The sequence below is a fragment of the Pseudomonas sp. KCJK9058 genome, from assembly GCF_046230975.1.
Classification (GTDB): domain Bacteria; phylum Pseudomonadota; class Gammaproteobacteria; order Pseudomonadales; family Pseudomonadaceae; genus Aquipseudomonas; species Aquipseudomonas alloputida.
In genome coordinates this window covers 57415-80613 of the sequence record NZ_JBJJLR010000016.1, presented here as the reverse complement: position 1 = coordinate 80613, position 23199 = coordinate 57415, and the positions used below count along the sequence as shown (strand labels likewise).

General features: G+C 60.2%; 21 protein-coding genes. 13 read left to right on the top strand and 8 right to left on the bottom strand.

The window, feature by feature from the left end; genetic code table 11:
* Positions 1 to 58 precede the first annotated feature (58 nt).
* From ACK59Z_RS11590 to ACK59Z_RS11550, 9 genes are all read left to right on the top strand, one after another.
* Positions 59 to 1099, top strand: a complete 1041-nt coding sequence (locus tag ACK59Z_RS11590) for an LLM class flavin-dependent oxidoreductase (protein WP_019438211.1) — start codon at positions 59 to 61, stop codon at positions 1097 to 1099.
* Positions 1100 to 1363: 264 nt separating this feature from the next.
* Complete coding sequence (locus tag ACK59Z_RS11585; RefSeq protein ID WP_003256068.1) at positions 1364 to 1960, top strand: amino acid synthesis family protein; 597 nt, start codon at positions 1364 to 1366, stop codon at positions 1958 to 1960.
* A gap of 68 nt (positions 1961 to 2028) precedes the next feature.
* The gene (locus ACK59Z_RS11580) at positions 2029 to 2862 is read left to right on the top strand and encodes an alpha/beta fold hydrolase (protein WP_108190658.1); all 834 of its coding nucleotides are present in this window, start codon (positions 2029 to 2031) and stop codon (positions 2860 to 2862) included.
* The gene (locus ACK59Z_RS11575; protein WP_003256071.1) at positions 2859 to 4340 is read left to right on the top strand and encodes an aldehyde dehydrogenase; all 1482 of its coding nucleotides are present in this window, start codon (positions 2859 to 2861) and stop codon (positions 4338 to 4340) included. The genes ACK59Z_RS11580 and ACK59Z_RS11575 overlap by 4 nt, the downstream gene beginning before the upstream one ends.
* A 12-nt stretch (positions 4341 to 4352) precedes the next feature.
* Entirely contained in the window at positions 4353 to 4838 is a 486-nt protein-coding gene (locus tag ACK59Z_RS11570; RefSeq protein WP_003256072.1) for a flavin reductase family protein, read from the top strand.
* Between the two features lie 186 nt (positions 4839 to 5024).
* Complete coding sequence (locus tag ACK59Z_RS11565; protein ID WP_003256073.1) at positions 5025 to 5414, top strand: carboxymuconolactone decarboxylase family protein; 390 nt, start codon at positions 5025 to 5027, stop codon at positions 5412 to 5414.
* Between the two features lie 88 nt (positions 5415 to 5502).
* On the top strand, positions 5503 to 6255 hold the full coding sequence (locus ACK59Z_RS11560) for a GntR family transcriptional regulator (RefSeq protein WP_003256074.1): 753 nt from the start codon (positions 5503 to 5505) through the stop codon (positions 6253 to 6255).
* A gap of 2 nt (positions 6256 to 6257) precedes the next feature.
* Positions 6258 to 6821 carry an NUDIX hydrolase gene (locus ACK59Z_RS11555; protein WP_003256075.1) on the top strand — a complete coding sequence of 188 codons (564 nt, stop codon included), beginning with the start codon at positions 6258 to 6260 and terminating at the stop codon, positions 6819 to 6821.
* 150 nt (positions 6822 to 6971) lie between these two features.
* Positions 6972 to 9155, top strand: coding sequence for an ATP-binding protein (locus ACK59Z_RS11550; protein WP_409293047.1), 2184 nt, complete (start codon positions 6972 to 6974; stop codon positions 9153 to 9155).
* Between the two features lie 22 nt (positions 9156 to 9177).
* Here the strand turns inward: ACK59Z_RS11550 and ACK59Z_RS11545 are convergent, their stop codons facing one another.
* Positions 9178 to 9810, bottom strand: coding sequence for a LysE family translocator (locus tag ACK59Z_RS11545; RefSeq protein WP_409293045.1), 633 nt, complete (start codon positions 9808 to 9810; stop codon positions 9178 to 9180).
* A gap of 66 nt (positions 9811 to 9876) precedes the next feature.
* Positions 9877 to 10491, bottom strand: coding sequence for a LysE family translocator (locus ACK59Z_RS11540; RefSeq protein ID WP_003256078.1), 615 nt, complete (start codon positions 10489 to 10491; stop codon positions 9877 to 9879).
* 111 nt (positions 10492 to 10602) lie between these two features.
* On the opposite strand from ACK59Z_RS11540, the gene ACK59Z_RS11535 reads away from it, so the two are divergent.
* On the top strand, positions 10603 to 11055 hold the full coding sequence (locus ACK59Z_RS11535) for an Lrp/AsnC family transcriptional regulator (protein ID WP_003256079.1): 453 nt from the start codon (positions 10603 to 10605) through the stop codon (positions 11053 to 11055).
* Between the two features lie 378 nt (positions 11056 to 11433).
* On the top strand, positions 11434 to 12846 hold the full coding sequence (locus tag ACK59Z_RS11530) for a cytosine permease (protein WP_198748082.1): 1413 nt from the start codon (positions 11434 to 11436) through the stop codon (positions 12844 to 12846).
* Between the two features lie 91 nt (positions 12847 to 12937).
* On the opposite strand, the gene ACK59Z_RS11525 is transcribed toward ACK59Z_RS11530, so the two are convergent.
* The 5 genes from ACK59Z_RS11525 to ACK59Z_RS11505 all read right to left on the bottom strand — a co-directional run bounded on the left by ACK59Z_RS11525 (position 12938) and on the right by ACK59Z_RS11505 (position 20206).
* Positions 12938 to 14989, bottom strand: coding sequence for a TonB-dependent receptor (locus tag ACK59Z_RS11525; RefSeq protein WP_409293043.1), 2052 nt, complete (start codon positions 14987 to 14989; stop codon positions 12938 to 12940).
* Between the two features lie 387 nt (positions 14990 to 15376).
* Positions 15377 to 16696, bottom strand: coding sequence for an OprD family porin (locus ACK59Z_RS11520; RefSeq protein WP_409293041.1), 1320 nt, complete (start codon positions 16694 to 16696; stop codon positions 15377 to 15379).
* 104 nt (positions 16697 to 16800) lie between these two features.
* Positions 16801 to 17529 carry a nitroreductase gene (locus ACK59Z_RS11515; RefSeq protein WP_108190652.1) on the bottom strand — a complete coding sequence of 243 codons (729 nt, stop codon included), beginning with the start codon at positions 17527 to 17529 and terminating at the stop codon, positions 16801 to 16803.
* Positions 17530 to 17557: 28 nt separating this feature from the next.
* Positions 17558 to 18910, bottom strand: coding sequence for an aromatic acid/H+ symport family MFS transporter (locus ACK59Z_RS11510; RefSeq protein ID WP_003256085.1), 1353 nt, complete (start codon positions 18908 to 18910; stop codon positions 17558 to 17560).
* A gap of 270 nt (positions 18911 to 19180) precedes the next feature.
* Positions 19181 to 20206 carry an AraC family transcriptional regulator gene (locus ACK59Z_RS11505; protein WP_004577492.1) on the bottom strand — a complete coding sequence of 342 codons (1026 nt, stop codon included), beginning with the start codon at positions 20204 to 20206 and terminating at the stop codon, positions 19181 to 19183.
* A gap of 231 nt (positions 20207 to 20437) precedes the next feature.
* On the opposite strand from ACK59Z_RS11505, the gene ACK59Z_RS11500 reads away from it, so the two are divergent.
* Positions 20438 to 20893, top strand: coding sequence for a MaoC family dehydratase (locus ACK59Z_RS11500; protein ID WP_409293038.1), 456 nt, complete (start codon positions 20438 to 20440; stop codon positions 20891 to 20893).
* Between the two features lie 217 nt (positions 20894 to 21110).
* Here the strand turns inward: ACK59Z_RS11500 and ACK59Z_RS11495 are convergent, their stop codons facing one another.
* A complete protein-coding gene (locus tag ACK59Z_RS11495) occupies positions 21111 to 21998 on the bottom strand; it encodes a LysR family transcriptional regulator (RefSeq protein WP_108190651.1) in 888 nt (295 codons plus the stop codon).
* Positions 21999 to 22110: 112 nt separating this feature from the next.
* Between ACK59Z_RS11495 and ACK59Z_RS11490 the strand changes: the two genes are divergently transcribed.
* Complete coding sequence (locus ACK59Z_RS11490; protein ID WP_319903509.1) at positions 22111 to 23172, top strand: YeiH family protein; 1062 nt, start codon at positions 22111 to 22113, stop codon at positions 23170 to 23172.
* Positions 23173 to 23199 lie beyond the last annotated feature (27 nt).

Below are 23199 nucleotides of genomic sequence, written 5' to 3'. Positions count from 1 at the left end.
GCTCCCACACTGAAGCCCGATTGACTGACGGGCAATAACAAGCGTTGAGGAAAAACCCATGAAATTTTCGTTGTTCGTACACATGGAACGTTGGGATGAACAGGTCAGCCACCGCCAGCTGTTCGAAGACCTGACCGAACTGACCCTGATGGCCGAAGACGGCGGTTTCAGCACCGTGTGGATCGGCGAACACCACGCCATGGAATACACCATTTCGCCAAGCCCGATGCCGCTGCTGGCCTACCTGGCCGCGCGCACCGAGAAGATCCGCCTGGGCGCTGGCACCATCATCGCGCCGTTCTGGAACCCGATCCGCGTCGCTGGCGAATGCGCCCTGCTGGACGTGATCAGCAACGGCCGCATGGAAGTGGGCCTGGCCCGCGGCGCCTACCAGTTCGAGTTCGACCGCATGGCAGGTGGCATGCCGGCCACCGACGGCGGCAAGGCGCTGCGCGAGATGGTGCCGGTGGTGCGTAAGCTGTGGGAAGGCGACTACGCCCACGACGGTGAAGTCTACAAGTTCCCGACCTCCACCAGCGTACCGAAGCCGTTCAACGCCACGCCGCCTATGTGGATCGCCGCCCGCGACCCGGACTCGCACAACTTCGCCGTTGCCAATGGTTGCAATGTCATGGTCACCCCGCTGATGAAGGGGGACGAAGAAGTGCTGGACCTGAAGAACAAGTTCCAGGCCGCCCTGGACAACAACCCAGGCGTGCCGCGCCCGCAACTGATGGTGCTGCGCCACACCCATGTGCACAGCCCGGCTGATCCGGAAGGCTGGAAGGTCGGCGCCCAGGCGATCTCGCGCTTCTACCGCACCTTCGATGCCTGGTTCGGCAACAAGACCACCCCGGTGAATGGCTTCCTGGAGCCGAGCCCGGAGTCGAAATTCGCCGAAGTGCCGGCGTTCCAGCTGGAGAACATCCGCAAGAACACCATGATCGGCACGCCGGAAGAGATCATCGCACGCATCAAGTACTACCAGGAACTGGGCGTCGACGAGTTCAGCTTCTGGTGCGACAACAGCTTGCCCCACGCCGAGAAGAAGAAGTCGCTCGAGCTGTTCATCAAGGAAGTGGTGCCGGCGTTCGCCTGAATTCCCATTGCCTGAATCATTGCGGGACGCGCCCGCTCCCGTGGGCCCCTTCGGCCTGCGTGAGCGGGCTTTTTTTTGAAACCTGTGCAGTCCCTGTGGGAGCGGGCAAGCCCGCGAAGAGGCCAGTACAGACAACAGAGAAATCAAGGCATCAGGCCACCTTTCGTCCCCCGACAAGAGAAATTTCCTGACACCTCTTGCACAACAAATATTATGGTATACCATCAGACAACAAGAGCTGATAACCCTCACCAGGAGCCATCCATGAGTTTCGAAATCCGCAAGATCGTCACCTACTCCGAAGAGACCCGCATCGAAGGCGGCAAAGCCACCGACAAGCCGGTGACCATGGTCGGCCTGGCCGTCGTGATCAAGAACCCCTGGGCCGGTCGCGGTTTCGTTGAAGATCTGAAGCCGGAAATTCGCGCCAACTGCTCGGAGCTGGGTGCCCTGATGGTCGAGCGCCTGACTGCTGCCATTGGCGGCGCCGACAAGATCGAGGCCTACGGTAAGGCCGCCGTCGTCGGCGCCGATGGCGAAATCGAGCACGCCTCGGCCGTCATCCATACCCTGCGCTTCGGCAACCACTACCGCGAGGCGGTACAGGCCAAGAGCTACCTGAGCTTCACCAACAAGCGCGGCGGCCCAGGCACTTCGATCCAGATCCCGATGATGCAGAAGGACGACGAAGGCCTGCGTTCGCACTACATCACCCTGGAAATGCAGATCGAAGATGCCCCGCGTGCCGATGAAATCGTCGTGGTCCTGGGCGCAGCCGATGGCGGCCGCCTGCACCCGCGCATCGGCAACCGTTACATCGACCTGGAAGAACTGGCTGCCGAAAAAGCCAACGCTCAATAACAACAACCAAGACGGGCCGGGGCGTGGCGTGCTTACCCGCCGCGCCCGACCTTCAAGGAGCGCCCTCCATGATTCAGCCTGTCGCTGAACGCACACCTGCCGGCACCAGCTATCTGGATGTCGGCCAGGGCCAACCCGTGGTGCTGATCCACGGCGTGGGCCTGAACAAGGAAATGTGGGGCGGTCAGTTCGTTGGCCTGGCCAACGACTACCGCGTCATCGCCTACGACATGCTCGGCCACGGTCAAAGCCGCGTACCGGCCGCCGACACACCGCTGGAAGGCTATGCCGACCAGCTCGCCGAACTGCTTGACCACCTGCAAATTGCACAAGCCACCGTGATCGGCTTCTCCATGGGCGGCCTGATTGCCCGTGCGTTCGCCCTCAATTACCCGCAGCGCCTGGCTGCACTGGTTGTGCTCAACAGCGTGTTCAACCGCACCCCCGAGCAAAGTGCCGGGGTGATCGCCCGCGCTGCCCAGGCGGCGGAGCTGGGCCCAGACGCCAACGTCGATGCTGCCCTGGACCGCTGGTTCAGCCGTGAATACAAGGCTGCCAACCCCGCCCAGGTCGCCGCCATTCGCCAGGTGCTGGCGAGCAACGACCCGCAGGGCTACCACACCACTTATTCGCTGTTCGCCACTCAGGACATGTACCGCGCCGACGACCTGGGCAGTATCCAGGTGCCGACGCTGATCGCCACCGGCGAACTCGACTCGGGCTCCACCCCGGCCATGACCCGCCAGCTCGCCGCCAGCATTCCTGGCGCACGCAGTGTGGTCCTCGCCGAGCAACGGCATATGATGCCAGTGGAAGCACCGCGTGAAGTCAACAAGATGCTGCTGGACTTCCTCACCCAAGCCCGCACCCTCACCGAATCCGCCAAGGGGATTGTTGCATGACCCTCGTTCGTTTCCAGATGTGTATCGACGGCCAATGGCGCGATGCCCAGAGCGGCAAGACCTTCGACAGCCTCAACCCGGCCACCGCCCAGGCCTGGGCGCAACTGCCCGACGCCGATGAAGCCGATGTGGAGCTGGCCGTTCAGGCCGCTCAGCGTGCCTTCGACAGCAAGGCGTGGCGCAGCATTACCGCCACCGCGCGCGGCAAGCTGTTGCGTCGTCTGGGTGACCTGATTGCCGAGAACAAGGAGCACCTGGCCCAGCTGGAAAGCCGTGACAACGGCAAGCTGATCCGCGAAACCCGCGGTCAGGTCGGCTATCTGCCGGAGTTCTTCCACTACACTGCGGGCCTGGCCGACAAGCTCGAAGGCGGCACCCTGCCGCTGGACAAACCCGACCTGTTCGCCTACACCGTGCACGAGCCAATCGGCGTGGTTGCCGGGATCATCCCGTGGAACAGCCCGCTGTACCTCACCGCGATCAAGCTGGCGCCGGCCTTGGCTGCCGGCAACACCATCGTGCTCAAACCGTCCGAGCACGCCTCGGCGACCATCCTCGAGCTGGCCCGACTGGCCCTTGAGGCCGGCTTCCCGGCCGGTGTGGTCAACGTGGTCACCGGCTACGGCCCCAGCACCGGCGCGGCGCTGACCCGCCACCCGCTGGTGCGCAAGATCGCCTTCACCGGCGGTGCCGCCACCGCCCGCCACGTGGTGCGCAGCAGTGCCGAAAACTTCGCCAAGCTGTCGCTGGAACTGGGTGGCAAGTCGCCGAACATCATCTTCGCCGACGCCGACCTGGACAGCGCCATCAATGGCGCCGTGGCCGGCATCTACGCCGCGTCCGGGCAAAGCTGCGTGGCCGGTTCGCGCCTGCTGGTGCAGGATGAAATCTTCGACGTGTTCGTCGAGCGCCTGATTGCCCGCGCCAAGCGCATCCGCATCGGCAACCCGCAGGACGACGCCAGCGAAATGGGCCCGATGGCCACCGCGCAACAGCTGGCAGTCGTCGAAGGCCTGGTGGCAGCAGCCAAGGCCGAAGGCGCAAAACTGCACATGGGCGGAAAGCGTGCCGACGTTGAAGGTGACGGCTGGTTCTACGAGCCGACCCTGTTCGAGTGCGACAGCAACGCGATGACCATCATGCAGGAAGAAGTGTTCGGCCCGGTCGCCGCGGTGATCCGCTTCAAGACCGAAGAAGAAGCGCTGGCCATAGCCAACGACTCGCAGTTCGGCCTGGCTGCCGGCATCTGGACGCGCGATCTGGGCCGTGCCCACCGCCTGGCCCGCGACGTGCGTTCGGGGATCATCTGGGTCAACACCTACCGTGCCGTGTCGGCCATGGCACCGATAGGTGGTTTCAAGAACAGCGGCTACGGCCGTGAGAGCGGCATCGATTCGGTGCTGGCCTATACCGAGCTGAAGACCGTGTGGATCAACTTGTCCACCGCGCCGATGCCCGACCCGTTCGTGATGCGCTAAGAGGAACACGAGATGATCGAACCCGGCATCTACAAAGACGTGATGGGCTCCTTCCCATCCGGCGTCACGGTAGTGACCACGCTGGACGCCGACGGCGGCATCGTCGGCATCACCGCCAGTGCATTCAGCGCGCTGTCGATCGACCCGGCGCTGGTGCTGTTCTGCCCCAACTACGCCTCCGACACCTACCCGATCCTGCGCGACAGCAAGCAGTTCGCCATCCACCTGCTGTCCGCCGACCAGACCGCCGAAGCCTATGCCTTCGCAGGCAAGGGCAAGGACAAGGCCAAGGGCGTGGAGTGGCACCTGAGCGAGCTGGGCAACCCCCTGCTGGCCAAGGCTACGGCGATCATCGAGTGCGAGTTGTGGCGCGAGTACGACGGCGGTGACCACGCGATCATTGTCGGCGCGGTGAAGAACCTGGTGTTGCCGGCCGAGCCGGTGACCCCGATGGTCTACCACAAAGGCAAGCTCGGCGCCCTGCCGCCGCTTGGCTGATACATCTTGAAGTCGGTGTTGGCTTTTTCGCGGGCTCGCCCGCTCCCACAGGTATCGCACAGATCCTGGAACCCGTGGGAGCGGGCAAGCCCGCGAAAAAGCCAACACCGATGACCCTGTTTTCAGGGGTCGCGCTAATCGTCTCACCCTCGGTTGCGGCCCCTGTTTTATGCCGGAGTACTGCACATGAGCAATGAAAAGTACGAAAAGGGTCTGAAAATCCGCACCCAGGTGCTGGGCGAGGACTACGTCAACCGCTCGATCCAGAACGCAGATGAGTTCACCAAACCGTTGCAGGAGCTGGTCACCGAGTATTGCTGGGGTCACGTCTGGGGCCGTGAAGGCTTGTCGCTGAAAGAGCGCAGCATGATAAACTTGGCCATGATTTCCGCGCTCAACAGGCCCCACGAGCTCAAATTGCACATTCGCGGTGCCCTGCGCAATGGCCTGAGCCGTGAACAGATTCGCGAAATCCTGCTCCAGGTCGGCATTTATTGCGGCGTACCCGCGGCGGTGGACAGTTTCCGCCTGGCCCGTGAAGCCTTTGCCGAAGCCGATGCGGAGCCAACCCGTTAACAACGGGCTGTTCGAACCACTGCATGGAAAGCCTCGGTTCGAGGCATTCCGCGATGTTGGCGCAACAGCCTCATAAAGAGCGCACCTGATGAAACGCCAGCCACTCGACGACAGCTTCAAGGTCAACCGCAATCCCGTTACTCTGCGCGAAATCGTGCTCGACAAGCTGCGCGCCGCTATCATGAACTTTCACCTGCTGCCCGGCGACCGCCTGGTCGAACGCGACCTGTGCGACCGCCTCGGCGTCAGCCGCACTTCGGTACGTGAAGCGCTGCGTCACCTGGAGTCCGAAGGCCTGGTGGAGTTCGCCGACGCCAAAGGCCCACGGGTGGCCATCATCACCCTGGAAGACGCACGTGACATCTATGAGCTGCGCTGTGTGCTCGAAGGCCTGATCGTGCAACTGTTCACCCTCAACGCCAAGGCCAAGGACATCCGTGCGCTGGAACGCGCGCTGGAAGTGAACCGCGAGGCACTGGAAGAAGGTGAGCTGCAACAGGTACTGGATTCGGTACAAGGTTTCTACGATGTGCTGCTGGAAGGCTCCGGCAACCAGGTGGCGGCCCAGCAGTTGCGCCAGTTGCAAGCACGCATCAGCTACCTGCGCGCCACCTCGGTATCGCAGGAAAACCGCCGCGGCGCCAGCAACCGCGAAATGGAAAAGATCGTCGAGGCCATCAAGGGCGGTGACCCGCTGGTAGCCCACCAGGCCTCGGTCGACCACGTCCGCGCCGCCGCCAAGGTGGCCTTGGACTACCTGCGCCAGAAGCAGGATGACAACGCCAAGGTGCGCGACATTGTCGAACCCTTGGCCCTGAAGGAACCCCGCATAGGTCGCTGATCATGCCCAATGCCCCGCGCTACTGCCCGCACTGCACCACGGAACTGGCCCGGGGCGTTCCCACAGGCGATACCCACGAACGCCTGCATTGCGCCGGCTGCGGCTACATCCACTACATCAACCCCAAGATCATCGCCGGCTGCATCATCGAGCGCGATGGAAAGTACCTGCTGTGCCAGCGCGCCATTCCCCCTCGCCCCGGCACCTGGACCTTGCCTGCGGGGTTCATGGAGGCTGGCGAAACCACCGAACAGGCGGCGCTGCGCGAGGTATGGGAAGAAAGCGGCGTACGTGCAGACATCGTCTCGCCGTATTCGATCTTCAGCGTGCCAAAGATCAGCGAGGTGTACATCATCTTCCGTGCCATCGTCACCGAAGAAACCGGGCAGTACGGGCCTGAGACGCTGGCGTACAAGTTCTTCGAGCCGGATGAAATCCCCTGGGATGAGATCTACTACCCGGCCATCCGGCAAATTCTCGAGCGCTACATCCTCGAGCGGCAGGCCGGGGTGTATGGCATTTACATGGGCAATGATGACACCGGCAAGGTGCACTTCATGCGCTAGCCGGTACGGCCTCTTCGCGGGTGAACCTGCACTCACCCGGATCGCGCAGTTACAGAGGCTCGTGCAGTGGCACAGCCCTCACAAAACCCTCGCCAACGGTCTATTCTCGGTGCACCCTAAGGGCCTTGAGAAAGAGGACCGGCAAAGCACATGGCTAGATGGCTAGATGGCGGCGGGCTAATGGCCGAACGCATCCGCAACCACGACTGGGCCACCACCCCCCTGGGCCCGCTGGAACATTGGCCCGATGCCCTGAAAACCACGATGGCTCTGTGCCTGGCCTCGCGCTTTCCGCAAGCCGTGCTCTGGGGCCCGGACTTGATCACCCTGTACAACGATGCCTTCACCCCGATTCTCGGTCGCAAGCCCCTGGCCTTGGGCATCCCCTTCCGCGACGTGTGGCACGAAGCCTGGGATGAAATCAGCAGCATGGCGGCCCGCGCGTTGGCCGGCGAAGCGGTTTACATCGAAGACTTCCCGCTGATGATCGACCGCAACGGCGGCCTGGAGCGGGCCTATTTTACCTTCTGCTACAGCCCGATTCGCGGCCATGATGGCGAGATACTGGGCATGCTCGACACGGTCACCGAAACCACCGCCAGCGTGGTCACCAACCAGCGCCTGAACTTTCTCGATACCCTCGGGCGAGCCGTGACCGAGGCGACCGACCCGGACCAGATCATGGCCATCACCACCCGCATGCTGGTCGAGCACCTTGGCTTGTCCAGCTGCGCCTATGCAATGATGGACCCCGACGAGGACGGTTTCACCATTTGCGGCGATGCGGTGACACCCGGCTCACCACGCCTGGTGGGCCACTATCACCTGCATGACTTCGGCCGCCTGGCGGTCAGCCGCCTGCGCAGCGGCCTGGCCTTGGTGATCAACGACAACCTGCGCGAACTGGCCACTGACGAGGCGGCGACTTTTCAGGCCATCGGCATTGCGGCCACCATCTGCATGCCACTGATCAAGGGTGGCAGGCTGACCGCGCTGATGGCGATTCACGACCGCGTACCCCGGGTATGGACCGACTACGAGCAAACACTGATCAGCGAAGTGACCGAGCGATGCTGGGCGCACATACAGCGGGCGCAGGCCCATGCCGAAGTGCGCGAAGCGATGGCGGCCCTTGAAGCGCTCAACACGACCTTGGAACATCGCGTAGAAGAACGCACCACTCAGCTGCTGCACACCGAGGCCGTGCTGCGCCAAGCCCAGAAGCTGGAAGCCATTGGCCAGCTGACCGGCGGCGTAGCCCACGACTTCAATAACCTGCTGACCATCATCCGCTCGTCGCTGCACTTCCTGCAGCGCCCCAACCTGGCCGAGGAGCGCCGCGAGCGCTACCTCAAGACCATGTCCGACACAGTCGACCGTGGTGCCAAACTGACCGGCCAGCTACTGGCCTTCGCCCGACGCCAGGCCCTCAGCCCACAGGTGTTCGAAGCCGGGCCACGGCTGGAGGCCATGGCCGACATGCTCGACACCGTCACTGGCGCGCGCATCCGGGTCGAGCTGCAGTTACCGCAAGCGCCCTGCCACATCCGCGCCGACCTCAGCCAGTTGGAAACCGCGGTAATCAACCTGATGCTCAACGGCCGCGATGCCATGGCTGGCGAAGGTGCCTTGCAGCTGCGCCTGCAGGCCGACCAGTGCCTGCCGGCCTTGCGCGGTCAGCCTTCACAGCCAGGCCCGTTCGCGGCGATATCGGTGAGCGACAACGGAGTCGGTATTGCCACCGAGTTGCTGGAGCGCATCTTCGACCCGTTCTTCACCACCAAGGCCCCAGGTGAAGGTACCGGGCTTGGGTTGTCGCAGGTGTTTGGTTTCGCCAAGCAATCCGGGGGCGATGTACAGGTGAACAGCATCCCCGGCCAGGGCACCACCTTTACCCTGTATCTGCCGCAGGAGGCCCCAACTGCGGCCTCGCCCGAAGACGCCTCGGCCGGCAGCCAGCCACAGGTACAGGGCGAGCGGCGACGAATACTGGTGGTAGAAGACAATCCCGACCTGGGCAGTTTCACAGCTCAGCTCCTCGAGGACCACGGCTACCAAATCAGCTATGCACGGTCGGCAGAAGAAGCGCTGGCGCAGTTGACTGGCCCGGCAGGTGATTTTGATGCGGTGTTTTCCGATGTGGTCATGCCCGGCATGGGTGGCTTGGCACTGGCCCGCGAACTTCGCCGCCAGCGCCCGCAGTTGCCGGTGATCCTGACTTCGGGCTATAGCGAGGCGATTGCCGAAGGCGGGCACCAAGGGTTCACCTTCCTGGCCAAACCCTACTCGGCAGAACAGGTGTGCCAGATACTCGGCAAAGTATTCGGCCACTGATACCTTGCATCGCAATAGGCGATCAACGGCGCCCTTCTGCCAGCATGCGCACCGCCAGCCCCGCCAGCACCGCTCCCATCAACCAACGCTGAACCTGCTGCCACAGCGGCCTGCCAGCCAGGAACACGGCGATGGAACCGGCCATGATCGCAATCAGCGCGTTGACCGTAACGCTGATGGCGATCTGCGTCGAACCCAGCACCAGCGACTGCAACAGCACGCTGCCGTGGCCCGGCTCGATGAATTGCGGCATGAGCGACAGGTACATGACGGCAATCTTGGGGTTGAGCAGGCTGGTGGCAAACCCCATGGTGAATAGCCGCCGCGGGCTGTCGGCGGGCAGTTCACGGAGCTGGAACGGCGATTGGCCACCCGGCCGCAGCGCCTGCCAGGCCAGGTACAACAGGTACAGCGCGCCACCGATGCGCAGCGCGTCGTAGGCAAAGGGTACCGCCATCACCAGCGCCGTGATGCCCATTGCCGCGCAGAACATGTAGATGACGAAGCCCAGAGCCACACCGCCAAGCGAAATCAAGCCGGCTTGGCGGCCCTGGCAGATCGAGCGGGAAATCAGGTAGATCATGTTCGGCCCTGGGGTCAGGACCATGCCGAGGCAAATCAAGGCGAACGTGAGCAGTTGCGTGGTTTCGGGCACGGGGCACATCCTGGTTGTGCATTAGGTTGCAGCGAGTTTATCTGAAGTCATGCTGAACCGGTAAATTCAGGTCATTTGCCCGGCTATCAAGCCCAGGGCCACGGTAATCATCGCCATCCCCGACACCCGCCCGACCAGCTTTGCCGCACCCGGCCGAGTGCTCAGCACAGCTTTGGCGCCATAGCCGACCAGCGTGTAGATCACCAGCGAACTGCACAGGTGGACCAGCCCCAGCAACAAGATCTGCAAGGGCACAGGCCAGCTCGACTGCGGGTCGGTGAACTGCGGCAGCAGGGCCAGGAACAGCAGGAATACCTTGGGGTTTAGGCCGCTGACGCAAAAACCCTTCAACGCCCAGCGTGAGCCCGACTCCCCCGCTCCGCCCTGCCCGGCCGCCGGCAATGCCGGGCTGAGCAACAGGTTGCCGCCCAGCCACAGCAAGTAACTGCACCCCGCCAGGGTCAGCAAGGTCAGCGCCAACGGGTGACCTGCCAGCAAACTGCCGACCCCGGCCGCCACCACCAGCGTGGCCAGGAAATGCCCCGACAACATCCCCGCCACCGCTGGCATCACCCAGCGCCCACGCATGCCGGCCGAGATGGCATAGGCCCAGTCTGCACCGGGGGTAATCACGAACAGCATCGACACAGCCCAGAACGCCGTCAGCACACTGATAGCCACTTGAATCTTCCTTATCTACTGCATTGGGATGTCGATAGATTACGGATTCCGTCCGGGGATTTTCTTTCGTATATTCCCCCTCAGCATTCATGTACTGGAAGATTCTTCCCAATGGATAGAACTGATCGAAAAATCCTTGCCGAGCTACAAAAAGACGGGCGGCTGTCGGTAACCGAGCTGGCCGACCGCGTGGGGCTCAGCCTGTCACCCTGTCATCGGCGCTTGAAGGCACTGGAAGAGTCCGGCGCCATTCTGGGCTATCACGCACGGCTGGCACCGAGCGCCCTTGGGCTGAACTTTGCCGCGTTGGTGTTCGTGACGCTACGCGAGGTGACCCGCCAGCCGGTGGCGGACTTTGAAACGGCACTGGCGCAGATCCCGCAGATTGTCGAAGCGCAGCGGCTGTTTGGCGACCCGGATTACCTGCTGCATGTGGTAGCCAAGGACCTGCCGGCGTTTCAGAAGCTGTATGACGAGCATCTGACCAGTATTCCCAATGTGAAACGCTTGAGCTCGACCTTGGTGATGAAGGAAGTGATTCAGGATCGGTTGCTCCCCATGTAGCTGTTTCCTCTTGTGCCGGCCCCTTCGCGGGTAAACCCGCGCCTGCTGTAGGAGCGGGTTTACCCGCGAAAAGACCGGCCCAGGCAACCTTTCATCTGCCCTGAAAACGCGCACATCGCACCAACCCAGCCCACCGTGATCCGGGTTGCCAACCCGCCGCCCCTCTACCCCACGGCCTTCAGCCAGCTGGCACTCTCCTTGCTACCGTCACCCGCTTAAGCTTTTGTCAGCCTTAGTTTTTTTAACGCTTATGGGCACATATTTACTAATTTCTCGTTACCCCCGCGCCCCTCATCATCGCTCCAACAAGAACGCGTCGCCCACCGCCGGCACGCCCCCGGGCAGTTCCCAATGCCCTACCTTGCCTTGGAGTCAGTCATGACCAGTGCAGCCAATTCGGCACCCCTGATAGAAAAACACACGATCGGCTACGTGCCCCCGCAAGACCGCCATGGAAAGGTAAGGGATCTGTTCACACTCTGGTTCGGCGGCAACATCGCGCCGTTGCCCATCGTCACCGGCGCGCTGGGTGTGCAGCTGTTCCACCTGAACCTGGTATGGGGCATCGTCGCCATCCTCGTCGGTCACCTGGTCGGCGGGGTGCTGATGGCCCTGCACTCGGCCCAGGGCCCGCAAATGGGCATTCCGCAGATGATCCAGAGCCGCGCCCAGTTCGGCACCCTCGGCGCGCTGCTGGTGGTGGTCATCGCCGGCGTCATGTACATCGGTTTCTTCGCTTCCAACATCGTCCTTGCCGGCAAGTCCCTGCATGGCGTGGTCGACGCCGTTCCGGTACCGGTGGGCATCGTCATCGGTGCGCTGGGTTCAGGCATCATCGGCATCATCGGCTACCGCTTCATCCACGTGCTCAATCGCATTGGCACCTGGGTACTGGGTATCGGTATCGTGGTCGGCTTCGGCTACATCTTCACCCATGTACAAAGCGACGATTTCCTCACCCGTGGCAGCTTCAACCTGGCCGGCTGGCTGGCCACCGTGTCGCTGGCGGCGTTGTGGCAAATCGCCTTTGCGCCCTATGTGTCGGACTACTCGCGCTACCTGCCGGCAGATGTCAAAGTCAGCTCGACCTTCTGGACCACCTACCTGGGTTCGGCCCTGGGTTCGAGCCTGTCGTTCATCTTCGGCGCCGTGGCCGTGCTGGCGATCCCGGCCGGCATGGACACCATGGACGCGGTCAAGCTGGCCACCGGCACGCTTGGCCCGATCATGCTGGTGCTGTTCCTGCTCAGTGTGATCAGCCATAACGCCCTCAACCTGTATGGCGCGGTGCTGTCGATCATCACCCTGGTGCAAACGTTCGCCTACCGCTGGATCCCCACCGCCAAAAGCCGTGCAGTGCTGTCGCTGATCGTGCTGTCGGCCTGCTGCGTGGTAGCGGTGTTCGCTTCGGCAGACTTCATCGGCCACTTCGTTGACATGGTGCTGGTACTGCTGGTGGTGCTGGTGCCGTGGACGGCGATCAACCTGATCGACTTCTACGCCATTCACAAAGGTGATTACGACATCCAGTCGATCTTCCAGGTCGATGGTGGGATCTATGGGCGCTACAACCCGCAGGCACTGATCGCCTACGCTGTGGGTATCGTGGTGCAGATACCGTTCATGAACACCCCGCTGTACGTCGGGCCGATTTCCGAGCACATCAACGGGGCTGACCTGTCGTGGCTGGTAGGGTTGGCGATCACCTCGCCGCTGTACTGGTGGCTGGCGAGCCGTGACAGTGCCTACCGTCGTCGGCAGACCAGCGCCAAGCTGGCAGCGATGGCTTAAGCTGCACTGGCCATTCGCAGCACAAGGTGAACTGGCCTAAGATCCTGGAGACCTCTTGAGGGCGATAGGTTTCGCCCCCAGGAGGTTCCCGTCAAAGACTCATGTTTATCGACACGAACGCTGAGCGGCCAGGTGCTGGCGAGAACATCGCCTGGTCGTCGCCGCCCCAGAAGAAGTTGTCGTACCAGACGTATTCGTATTCACGGTCAAACAGGTTTTTAACCTGCAGATCGACGCTGGTCGACGAGGTGACACGGTAACTGACACTGGCTTCCACGACCACGAAACCGCCGTACTTACCCTGCTCGTTCAGCTCGTCGATATAGTAGCTGCCTTGCGCCCGCCCCTGCGCCCCGAACTTCCAGTCATCATTGTATCGGTAGTCGACACCCACATTGCTGATGTAGCGCGGGGTGGAAAATACCTCTTTGCCGGACAATGACTGGCCGTTTGCAGCGTAGGCCTTGACCACCTTGGCCTCCTGGATCGCGTGAGACGCCCATACCGTCCATTGATCGTCCAGCTGAGCATTGATCTGCATGTCCACGCCACGCCGGCGTGTTTCGCCAAGGCCGACCGTGGTGCCAGTGCTGGGCATGTTCGCGACTTCATCGGTCGCGTCCTGCTGCCACAGCGCAACCCGCGCCTGAGCGCCCGGGAATGGCTGAAACTTGATGCCCACTTCCTTGCCGGTGTTGATCGACGGGTCGTACGAGGCTTGCCCAGGCACCCTGTAGGCTGGTCCACCGGAGCCCGTAAGAATCTGGAAGGTACGCCCCCAGTTGGCATAAAGGTCGATCTCGGGTGTGAGGCTGTAGATTACGCTCAGCTTCGGCTGGCGGATCCAGCCATAATCCTGCAGGGATGCCTTGACACCGCCGAGCGTCTCGCTATTACCAGAAAACTTGTCGACGCGCATGGCAGGAATGATCTTCAGCGCGTCGGTCGGCTGAATGACCGCCTGCACATAACCGCCAATATTGCGCAGGGTGTAAGTGTCGTCGTTCTGCATACGTGCCGGTGTAGCGTCGAAATCAGTCGGGATCCCGTAGCTGTAGCGCAGGCGACGATACTGGTTGTCCTGCTCCTCGTAGTTGATGCCGCCATCCAGCGTCAACAGATCGTCAGCGCGCCAGGTCAGGTTGCTGAGCATCCCTCGCTGCTGTTCATCCCAATGACGACGCTGGCGTGGCGCATTGCCGGGCTGGTAATCGGTGAAGGTGATGGTTCGATCATCGTTGTAGCTGTTGTAGTACAGCTTGCTGCTCAGACTCAGGTCGTCGTCGAGCTGCCAGTCGGCGTGCAGGCTCAGCTGCTTCATGTCGCGGTCGTCACCATCATTGGCGTTCTTGGCCGGCGATTGGGTGCGGCTGGCGTGCAGTTGTTCGCGGGTGAGGAAACCTGACTCTTGGGCCTGGTGGTGGTACAGGCGGGCGATCAGGCCGACACGGAAATCTTGTTCATCGTTGCTGATGAACCACTTGCCGCCGAGCGTGTATTTGTTGGATTCGCTGTGGTCGCGGTAACCGTTGCTGTCTTGCTTGGCGAGGATATAGTTCTGGGCAAAGTTCCCCTCCTCGTGCCCGGCTGCCAACTGCACTTCGCGCGTGTCGAAACTGCCGTAAGTCACACGGCTATCGACATAGTTCCCACCCTGGCGGGTCGCGAAGTTGATGTTGCCACCGATATTGTGCAGCCCATAGCGCGGATCGTTGGTACCGCGTACAACTTCGATGTACTCGATGTCCAGCGGGAAGATCATATCGATGAAGCGCTGGTTGCCACTGTTGACGTTGCTCGGCACACCGTCGATCAAGGTCTTGATGCCGTTGATGTAGCCCTCGCCATTGAACGCGCGGAAGGTGACCTTGCCTGACTCGGCACCTTGCCCTGTTTCGGTCAACTGGATGCCCGGCATCTGCCCCAACAATTGCCAGCTGTTCATCACATTCTTGTCTCGCACCTGGTCGCCGCCCAGAACGTCGACCGAAGTAAGCACATTTTCAGTGCTCAAGGCTGTACCGGCAGTTTGGGTGATATTCACTTCACCGAGGATGATGGTGGAGCTACCGGTCTGTTCGGCGAGGATTTCAGGTGTGAACATTGCCGTGAAGACGGCAAACGAGGCTGGGGTGAATCGCATGGGGGTTCCTGACGCGGGGTTGAGTGCGTTGGCGCACAGATGAAGAAGGCAGGATCTGCGTCTACCTTATGGCAAATGATGTTATACCATAACAATAAACATTGACGTATCAGGATTTCTTGCCCTATAGCCGCCCCTTCGCTTGCGCCTAAGAACAGTGGCGCCCAGCCTTGCGAGCAATCCAGGATGGAACGCCTAGTCGGCGCGCCCCGCTAAGGTATGCCCAACACCTCAACACGCGTGACCTTTCCGACAATGCCCTCACCGGCGCAGTTGTAGCCGCCGGGGAGGCCTCCGAATGCCCACGCCCCTCCTTGACCTCGCTGGAGATGTCGGAGGCGGCTCAAAAAAATGGGCCGGCTTCAGAAGGCCGGCCCGTTTCGCTATTTAGAAGTTGAAGGTGTAGCGCATGATCAGGCGATTTTCATTAGCGCTGTCAGCGTAGGTCGAGCGGTTCGTGGAGTTACGCCATTGGAACGAAACACCCTTCGCCGGCCCACTCTGAATGACATAAGAGATATCAGTGACCCGCTCCCATTCTTTGCCCTCCTCCCCGTTGAGGCGGAGTGAAGCGGCTTGGCGGCTCGTCAGCAGATCAGGATCAACATCATCACCTTTCATGTACCGAGTGGTGAACAGCAAGCCCGGTACACCCAACGCGGCGAAATCAAAGTCGTACCTTGCGAACCACACTCGCTCCTCAGGGGCAGTGAATGTACTGACCAACGACTCGCCGAACAGATAGGTATCCGTGCCGTTCACGAACGCAAACGAGGTGTCGCCCCAGGCCTTCTGGTAACCGCCACCGAGGGTGTGTCCCTTGATGCTGTAGGCGAAGTAGCTACTCAGCGTTCTGTTGTCCACCTCACCCAGTTTTTTGGAGCCTGTCTCGCTGGCATCGAACACGCGAACATCCGCGATCACATTGCCTTCCCCCAACGGTTTGATGACTTTAATGCCGGCGAAGTAGGATTTATAGAGATCTTCAAGTTCGGCGGCGTGCAAACTGAAGGTCATGTCCTTTGCAGGCTTGAAGTCAAATGCCAGGTAGTTGTAGTGATCCGCCTCAACCGGGGCATAGCCAGTGGCTGTGAGTGATTCGAAATCGGTGGAATTACGCTGCTTCACGGCGTTGACCCTTATAGCCGTTACCGTCAATTTATCGATGTCGTTGACGGTCAGCGAACCACCGCGAAAGACCTGAGGCAGCAGGCGGCTGTTATTACTCCAGAGCAGAGGCATCAGAGGGTTTACCCCCCCTATCCTCAACTCCGTCTTACCCATCCTTGCTTTGGCGGTGGCCACGAACTTACCGTATTCATCCTCAACCTGCCTGTCGGAATCGTAGGCCAGCAGCCCTGATCCCGTTCTGTCCGGGCTGGAATCAAGCTTCACCCCCAGCAAGCCCATCGCATCAATACCGAAGCCCACGGGCCCTTCTGTAAAACCCGATTGCAAGTTCAAAATAAAGCCTTGCGCCCACTCATCGCGCTTGGACTGAGTGGCGCCATCATTGCGAAAATCGCGATTATAGTAGAAGTTACGGAGTTCGAGACTGCCTTTGAAGTCTTCCACGAACGCGGCAGAAGCATAAGGCGCGACCAACAATGCTGCTGAACAAGCCAACGATTTTTTTAAAGCAATAGACATCACAGGCACCTTGTTCTTGTTGTGTGCTTGAACATGGAGCGCAGCGAAGCGCCCCATGCAATGCCAATCCTACAAATGGGTGAAGGCCCGCTTTTGCGGAATGATCGAAACAGTATCACCCTGCCCGGCGCTAAACTTGGACAGGGCGCACGCCAGGTTTTTTATTCTGAGTGAAAGGTCGTGAATGCACGCACGGGTTCACGGCCAGTAACCAACGTGTTCTCAATGCTGCCATCATCGGCATAACCCAAGCTCATCCCACAGACGAGCATTTGGCTCTTCGGTATTGCCAGCATTTCAGTGATGATGCTGTGATATTTAAGGAATGCTGCCTGCGGGCAGGTGTGCAAGCCTCTTCCCCGTGCGGCAATCATGAGGCTTTGCAGGAACATGCCATAATCCAGCAGGCTCCCTTCCTGAAGCACGCGGTCAATCGTGAAGAACAGGCCAACAGGCGCCCCGAAGAAGCGATAATTCCGGCCGTGTTGCTCGTGCATCCTTTGTTTATCGCTTCGACTGATGCCCAACAAGCTATAGAGCCCCCACCCTACCTCCCTGCGCCGTTCGATGTAGGGAGATGTCCACTCCCTGGGGTAATACGCGTAGGGATCAGAAAAGCGTTGGTCATCAGCCGGATGGTCATCAACCTCAGTCAGTGCTGCGGACAACCGTGCCTTCATATCACCGGTAACAACATGCACGTTCCAGGGCTGCAGGTTGACGCCTGTTGCGCTATAGCGCGCAACGTTCAGAACCGCTTCAATTTCCTCTCGCGGAACTGGGGTTGGGAGGAACGACCTGATGCTCCGACGTGAGACGATTGCCCAGTCGATCAAACGGGCAGTTTCGTCCAAACCTACCGGTGATTTGCGCAAGCGATCAATAAGCATACCTGGCACCTGTCTCTCAGCATTATGGTCAGGTCAGCTCGTGGGCAACCGTGGCCTTCTTCCTCACTACAGCCGAGTCCGAGCGAGATTGGTTGATCATGGTCACTGCAACAGCCCCTACCAGGCCGGCGAGCGCGATTGCCATGAAGTTCTGCTCCAGCGGCAACGCCATCGACACCAAGGCACCAATCAAAACAGGCGCGACAATCGCCCCGACGCGACCGACGCCCGAGGCAAAACCGACGCCAGTTGAGCGGATGGTGGAGGGATAGAAATCGCCGGCGTATGCATAGGCCAGAAGCTGGGTGCCAAGGGTCGAGGCACCCACGATGAACACGACGACAAAGAGCAGTTCGGTGGAGCGGGTATATCCCAGCAACGTGAGTGCGACCGCGCCCACTACATAGAACACCACCAAGACGTGTTTGATGCTGAATTTGTCGCTAAGCCATCCACCCAGAATTGCACCGAAGATCGAACCGAGGTTGAACACGATGACGAAATTCAGGGCTGAACCGAGGCTGAAACCCGCCATGGCCATCAACTTGGTGAGCCACGAATTGAGCGCATACACCATGAACAGCCCGGTCATGAATGCCATCCAGATCATGACCGTGCTGTATCCACGGCCTTCCAGGAAAAGGCTTCGTACTGGCTTATCTTGAGCAGAGATAATCTGAGGATTGCCGACGAGCTGCGTGTCATCCGTGATCACAAGGTCAGGACGAAGGCGACGCGCGATGATTTTCAACTCGTCTTGTCGACCCTGCTTCAACATAAAGCCGATAGAGTCGGGCATTGACTTGAGAATGAAAGGAATCAAAACCACTGGCAGGACGGCCACGTAAAACACATATTGCCAACCGTAGCTTTCGATCAGTTGTTTACCGGTCAACGCTACCAGAATTCCGCCCACCGAATAGCCTGCGAAAACGATGGTCACCAGCCGGGTGCGAACTTTCAAGGGCGAGAACTCACCCATCTGCGCCGTACAGATGGGCAACACACCGCCGATGCCCAAGCCGGCGATAAAGCGCATGATACTGAAGGTCAGCGGGCTGTCAGTGAACCCTGCCGCAGCGGTGAAAACGCTGAACAGCGCCACACAGATCGCGATCATTTTCGGCCGGCCAATTCGATCTGCCAATGTACCTAAAAAAATGGCGCCCAGCATTGTCCCAAACAATGCTGAGCCAGCCATTACCCCGGCGCTGGTTGCGTCAATTTGCATATCGGCCATGATGGCCGGTAAGGCAGCCCCCACCACTGCCAAGTCGTAGCCATCGATAATCAGAATTAACACGCACCAGAACAGAATAATTCCATGAAAGCGGTTAAACTTCGACTCTTCGGTCAACGTGTACATATTCAAAGAACTCATACCGTGTCTCCTTCAATCTTATTGTTGTGTTTTTGAAGTCCACATACGTATAGCGATCTGGCACAACTCGACCACACGCACAGGTACGCATGGTTCCGCGTGTGAGTCGGGAGAGTTGAGAGGCACCAGCTAGACGGCGCCCGAGAAAAATCGTAGGCCTTATGGCAAGCGCCAACCATGCCCAATGGCATCATTCTGCTTGACCGGAACGGGCAGTTTTGGAAAACCAGATGGCTTCAATCAGCGGGTGATCAGCCCAAGCGCAGAGGACTAGTCCCCTCGAGGGCTACGCAACGAGCGTCGGTAAGCACCAGGGGTGATACCCGTCCATTTTTTGAATGCCCTGTGGAACGCACTGGTCTCAATGAAGCCAACCTCTGACGCAACGCCATCCACCGTCATACCTGCCCGGCAGAGCAGACTGATGGAAATATCCCGCCTTAGATTATCTTTGAGCCGTTGGTAGGTGAAACCCTCAGCGTAGAGCCTTCGCTGTAGGGTGGAACTGGACATGCTCAAGTCGCGTGCGAGTTCATCGAGTTCAGGCCATGTGTGTGGAGAGAGCAGTTTTAGTCGCCGCCGGATCGTAATGCTCGTGCTGTCGTCGTTACGGTATTTCACAAGGAAGTTACTTGGCGTTCCCTTCAAAAACAAAGGCAGTGTGCTGAGCGTTTGGCAAACCTTGTACTCCAGAACATTCTTCTCGAAAACAGCGGAGGTTCTCTCGGCCCGCCACTCGATTTCCTCACAAAAACGCATTCGATAGTCGCTGTCGTCCTCTGGCTGAGGAGGACGCATCGATAACTTCAAAACAGGGATGCGCCTGTCGCACAGCCAACAAAGCAGACCGTGCACGAGGACCAGCCAGGCACCATAACAAAACGCCCTTCGCGACTCACCATGATCATGGATGACAATTGCAGCATACTCTCCATCGCACTCCACCGACCCATAGATGTCATCAAGGGCAGTCCTGAGAAACGCCAGAATCCGCTTGAGCGCCTGTCCAATGGTGTCGCAGCCGAGGGCCAACTGCGCCATCAGCTTGAAGCTACCTCTGCGAAGAGGGTGACTGTCTGCCGCAAAAAACTCATCGTCGAGCAAATCCGCTAACGCAATCCACAATCTGGAGAACGTACCAGCAGGTACCCTGGCATAGCGCTGGTCCAGCAGGCGTGGATCAATATGCGCGTGGCTGAGCACAGTAGCAACATCCAGGCCACGCAGTTCTGCTCCTTGAAGTGCGTCCCGCACGAGGCTGATCGACGTGGTGCCTTTGTGGGCAGAAAACTCCATCTGGGGCTCCGTTGCTAACTCGATACCAAAGGCTGCCTTGCAAAGCAGACACACCCGTAGAAGATCTACCGTACCAATATCACTGTGCCAGGTGTCAACGCCCCTTGTTTTTTATTGCAACACGTTTTGGATTACCGCCCAGAGAGGTCACAACACCTGAGGTAAGCGGGCATTGCTTCATTCTCGCCCCTGCATCCAGGATAGTCACCCCACCTGTTTAAGGCCCTTTCCATGAGTGCCAGCGAAATGTTCTGGGAGCAGTTTTCTGTCGGCCAGGCGTGGACACACCATCGAGATGAAGCGTTGGCGCAAGACGAAATCATCGCCTTCGCAAAGCAATACGATCCGCTATACATGCACACTGATCCTGTTCAGGCGCTTTCCAGCCCCCTGGGCGTACATTGTGCAAGCGGCGTGCATACCTTCGCACTGGCTCAGCGAATGCTGTGTGATGCGCTGTTTTCGGTGACGCATGTCGTGGCCGGGCACCGCATTGAAAACTTCATCATGCATCGACCTGTGAAGCCGAGAGATAGGCTCAGCCTGACGGCAAAGGTGATGAATGTCTCACAGCACGCTCGTCGAGACGATTGCGGCTGGGTCACGCTCGCGATTGCTGTGCAGGTAGCCGGCACCGGTTCGGTGTTGACTTACGAACTGACCGTGCTAATCGCACGAGCAAAATGACCTCGACGCCGATCCATTTGGCCAATCCTCATTGCTCAGAAGCCCCCAAACATCTCTCTCAAGTACCGCCGTCAGAGGGTCGCAATTGCGCGAAGCGGCTGAGCAAGCGGAGCGCGCAGGCTTTCAAATTTTGGGGGGCAGTCCAGGTACAGCGCAGTCTTCAACATCTGTGCTGTAACCTGTGAGAGCGGGCACGCCCGCGAAGAGGCCAGCACAGTCAACCCACCTCTTGCATGGCAACACACAATTCAAGAAACCGCGAGGCAGCCCGCGAAGGCGTAGCCCCATGCGGCAACAGAATGGAAAAACGCCGCACCAGCGCCTGCGGCGCAACCTGCAGCCGGTGCAGCGCCCCATCTTCATGACGAATGGACATCGCCGACACAAAGCCAACCCCCATCCCGGCCCGGACCGCCTCTTTTACCCCTTCAACGCCAGCGATCTCCAGCGCCACTCGCATTGCCACGCCATCACGGGCAAACGCCCGCTCGACGATCTGCCGCACACCCGAGCCGCTTTCACGCAGTACCAAGGGGTAGGTGCCGAGCGCCGACAGTGTCTGCTGGTCACTGCTTGCCAGGGGATGCCCACGGGGCACAATCGCCACGATCTCGTCCTCGCGCCACGGCGTCACTTGCGTACCCAACGGCAACTCCTGCCCGGGCGGCCCCTCGATCAGGGCAATATCAACACTGTCCAGGGCGGCGACGATCTCCGCCGTGTTGCCATGCGAGGTGCTGACCAGCACATCCGGATGACGCCCGTGAAAATCGGCGATCAGGTAAGGCAGCAGGTAACTGGCGGGCGTGGTACTGGCGCCGATGCGCAAGGTGCCGCGCTCCAGCCCGCGCATGGCCTCGCGCAATGCTTGCGCCTGTCGGAAGGTTTCGCGCAGGCGCTCGGCATGCGCCAGCAACTGCTCACCGGCCGCTGTCAGCCGCACGCCGCGGCCGGCACGTTGGTAAAGGGGTTCGCCAAACGCCTCTTGCAAGAGCTTGAGCTGGCCGGACACCGCCGGCTGCGACAGGTGCAGGGCTTGAGCGGCATGGCTGATGTTGCCGTGTTCGGCAACCGTGGCGAACGTTATCAGCTGTTCTGGGGTCATTTTTGAAAAATATCAGCTTTACGGATATTTTCCATCCTAAATTACGATTTTTTATAAGCTTATAACCAGATTAACGTAGGCCTTGTCGAAACACCTTTTCCGGAGGACTCACATGGCCACGGTTCCGTCCAACCCCGCCTTTGCCCCTACCCTCTCCACCCGAGGGCGGCTCAATGGCATTCTTTTCGTCGCGCTGTTCGCGGTCGCAGTCACGCAACTGGCGGCCCTGCCCGCTATCGCCAACCTGGGCATCAGCCCGCTGATCGTGGGTATCGTCGCAGGTGCCTTGTATGGCAACGCGCTGCGTGACGGCGTACCGGCAAGCTGGGCGGCGGGCATCAATTTTTCCGCTCGCGGCCTGTTACGCATTGCGGTGGCATTTTTTGGCCTGCGGGTAAGCCTGCAGGAAATTGCCGAAGTCGGCTGGTCGGGGCTTATCGTGTCGGTGCTGGTAGTCACCAGTACCCTGCTGATCGGCCTGTGGTGTGGCATGAAAGTGTTCAAGCTCGACCGCGATACCGCCTTGCTGACCGCCGCCGGCAGCGCTATCTGCGGCGCTGCCGCCGTGCTGGCATTTGAATCGGCGCTGCGCAGCGCCCCCCATAAAAGCGCCATGGCAGTCGGAAGCGTGGTGCTGTTCGGTACCTTGTCGATGTTCCTTTACCCGCTGGCGATCAATGCCGGCTGGCTGCATCTGGATACCATGGGCGCCGGGCTGTTGCTGGGCGGCACAGTCCACGAAGTGGCGCAGGTGGTAGGCGCGGCCAGTAATGTCAGCCCCGAAGCCACGCATATCGCCACCATCGTCAAGATGACCCGGGTCATGCTGCTGGTGCCGGTACTGCTGGTGGTGGGCCTGTGGATCAGCCGTTCGCGCAAGGCTGGCCAGGCGCAGGGCAACGGGCGCATTGCCATGCCCTGGTTCGCTTTCGGCTTCCTGGCACTGGTACTGGTGAATTCACTGCAAGTGCTGCCTGCCAGCGTGACCCAGGCCGTGAACAGCCTGGACACCTTTGCCTTGACCATGGCCATGACGGCGTTGGGCATGGAGACCCGCTTCAGCCAGATTCGCCAGGCCGGGCCACGGGCGCTGGCGACCGGGGCGATCCTCAACCTGTGGCTGGTTGGCGGGGGGTTGGCGATTACCCTGGGGGTGCAGAAGCTGTTGGGCTGACGGGAGACCGAGTCGGCTGCTTCGCGG

Excerpts from the sequence above, each read along its gene's own strand:
- ACK59Z_RS11590 (WP_019438211.1), top strand. The coding sequence starts at position 59 with ATGAAATTTTCGTTGTTCGTACACATGGAACGTTGGGATGAACAGGTC.
- ACK59Z_RS11585 (WP_003256068.1), top strand. The coding sequence starts at position 1,364 with ATGAGTTTCGAAATCCGCAAGATCGTCACCTACTCCGAAGAGACCCGC.
- ACK59Z_RS11580 (WP_108190658.1), top strand. The coding sequence starts at position 2,029 with ATGATTCAGCCTGTCGCTGAACGCACACCTGCCGGCACCAGCTATCTG.
- ACK59Z_RS11575 (WP_003256071.1), top strand. The coding sequence starts at position 2,859 with ATGACCCTCGTTCGTTTCCAGATGTGTATCGACGGCCAATGGCGCGAT.
- ACK59Z_RS11570 (WP_003256072.1), top strand. The coding sequence starts at position 4,353 with ATGATCGAACCCGGCATCTACAAAGACGTGATGGGCTCCTTCCCATCC.
- ACK59Z_RS11565 (WP_003256073.1), top strand. The coding sequence starts at position 5,025 with ATGAGCAATGAAAAGTACGAAAAGGGTCTGAAAATCCGCACCCAGGTG.
- ACK59Z_RS11560 (WP_003256074.1), top strand. The coding sequence starts at position 5,503 with ATGAAACGCCAGCCACTCGACGACAGCTTCAAGGTCAACCGCAATCCC.
- ACK59Z_RS11555 (WP_003256075.1), top strand. The coding sequence starts at position 6,258 with ATGCCCAATGCCCCGCGCTACTGCCCGCACTGCACCACGGAACTGGCC.
- ACK59Z_RS11550 (WP_409293047.1), top strand. The coding sequence starts at position 6,972 with ATGGCTAGATGGCTAGATGGCGGCGGGCTAATGGCCGAACGCATCCGC.
- ACK59Z_RS11535 (WP_003256079.1), top strand. The coding sequence starts at position 10,603 with ATGGATAGAACTGATCGAAAAATCCTTGCCGAGCTACAAAAAGACGGG.
- ACK59Z_RS11530 (WP_198748082.1), top strand. The coding sequence starts at position 11,434 with ATGACCAGTGCAGCCAATTCGGCACCCCTGATAGAAAAACACACGATC.
- ACK59Z_RS11525 (WP_409293043.1), bottom strand. The coding sequence starts at position 14,989 with ATGCGATTCACCCCAGCCTCGTTTGCCGTCTTCACGGCAATGTTCACA.
- ACK59Z_RS11520 (WP_409293041.1), bottom strand. The coding sequence starts at position 16,696 with ATGGGGCGCTTCGCTGCGCTCCATGTTCAAGCACACAACAAGAACAAG.
- ACK59Z_RS11515 (WP_108190652.1), bottom strand. The coding sequence starts at position 17,529 with ATGCTTATTGATCGCTTGCGCAAATCACCGGTAGGTTTGGACGAAACT.
- ACK59Z_RS11510 (WP_003256085.1), bottom strand. The coding sequence starts at position 18,910 with ATGAGTTCTTTGAATATGTACACGTTGACCGAAGAGTCGAAGTTTAAC.
- ACK59Z_RS11505 (WP_004577492.1), bottom strand. The coding sequence starts at position 20,206 with ATGGAGTTTTCTGCCCACAAAGGCACCACGTCGATCAGCCTCGTGCGG.
- ACK59Z_RS11500 (WP_409293038.1), top strand. The coding sequence starts at position 20,438 with ATGAGTGCCAGCGAAATGTTCTGGGAGCAGTTTTCTGTCGGCCAGGCG.
- ACK59Z_RS11495 (WP_108190651.1), bottom strand. The coding sequence starts at position 21,998 with ATGACCCCAGAACAGCTGATAACGTTCGCCACGGTTGCCGAACACGGC.
- ACK59Z_RS11490 (WP_319903509.1), top strand. The coding sequence starts at position 22,111 with ATGGCCACGGTTCCGTCCAACCCCGCCTTTGCCCCTACCCTCTCCACC.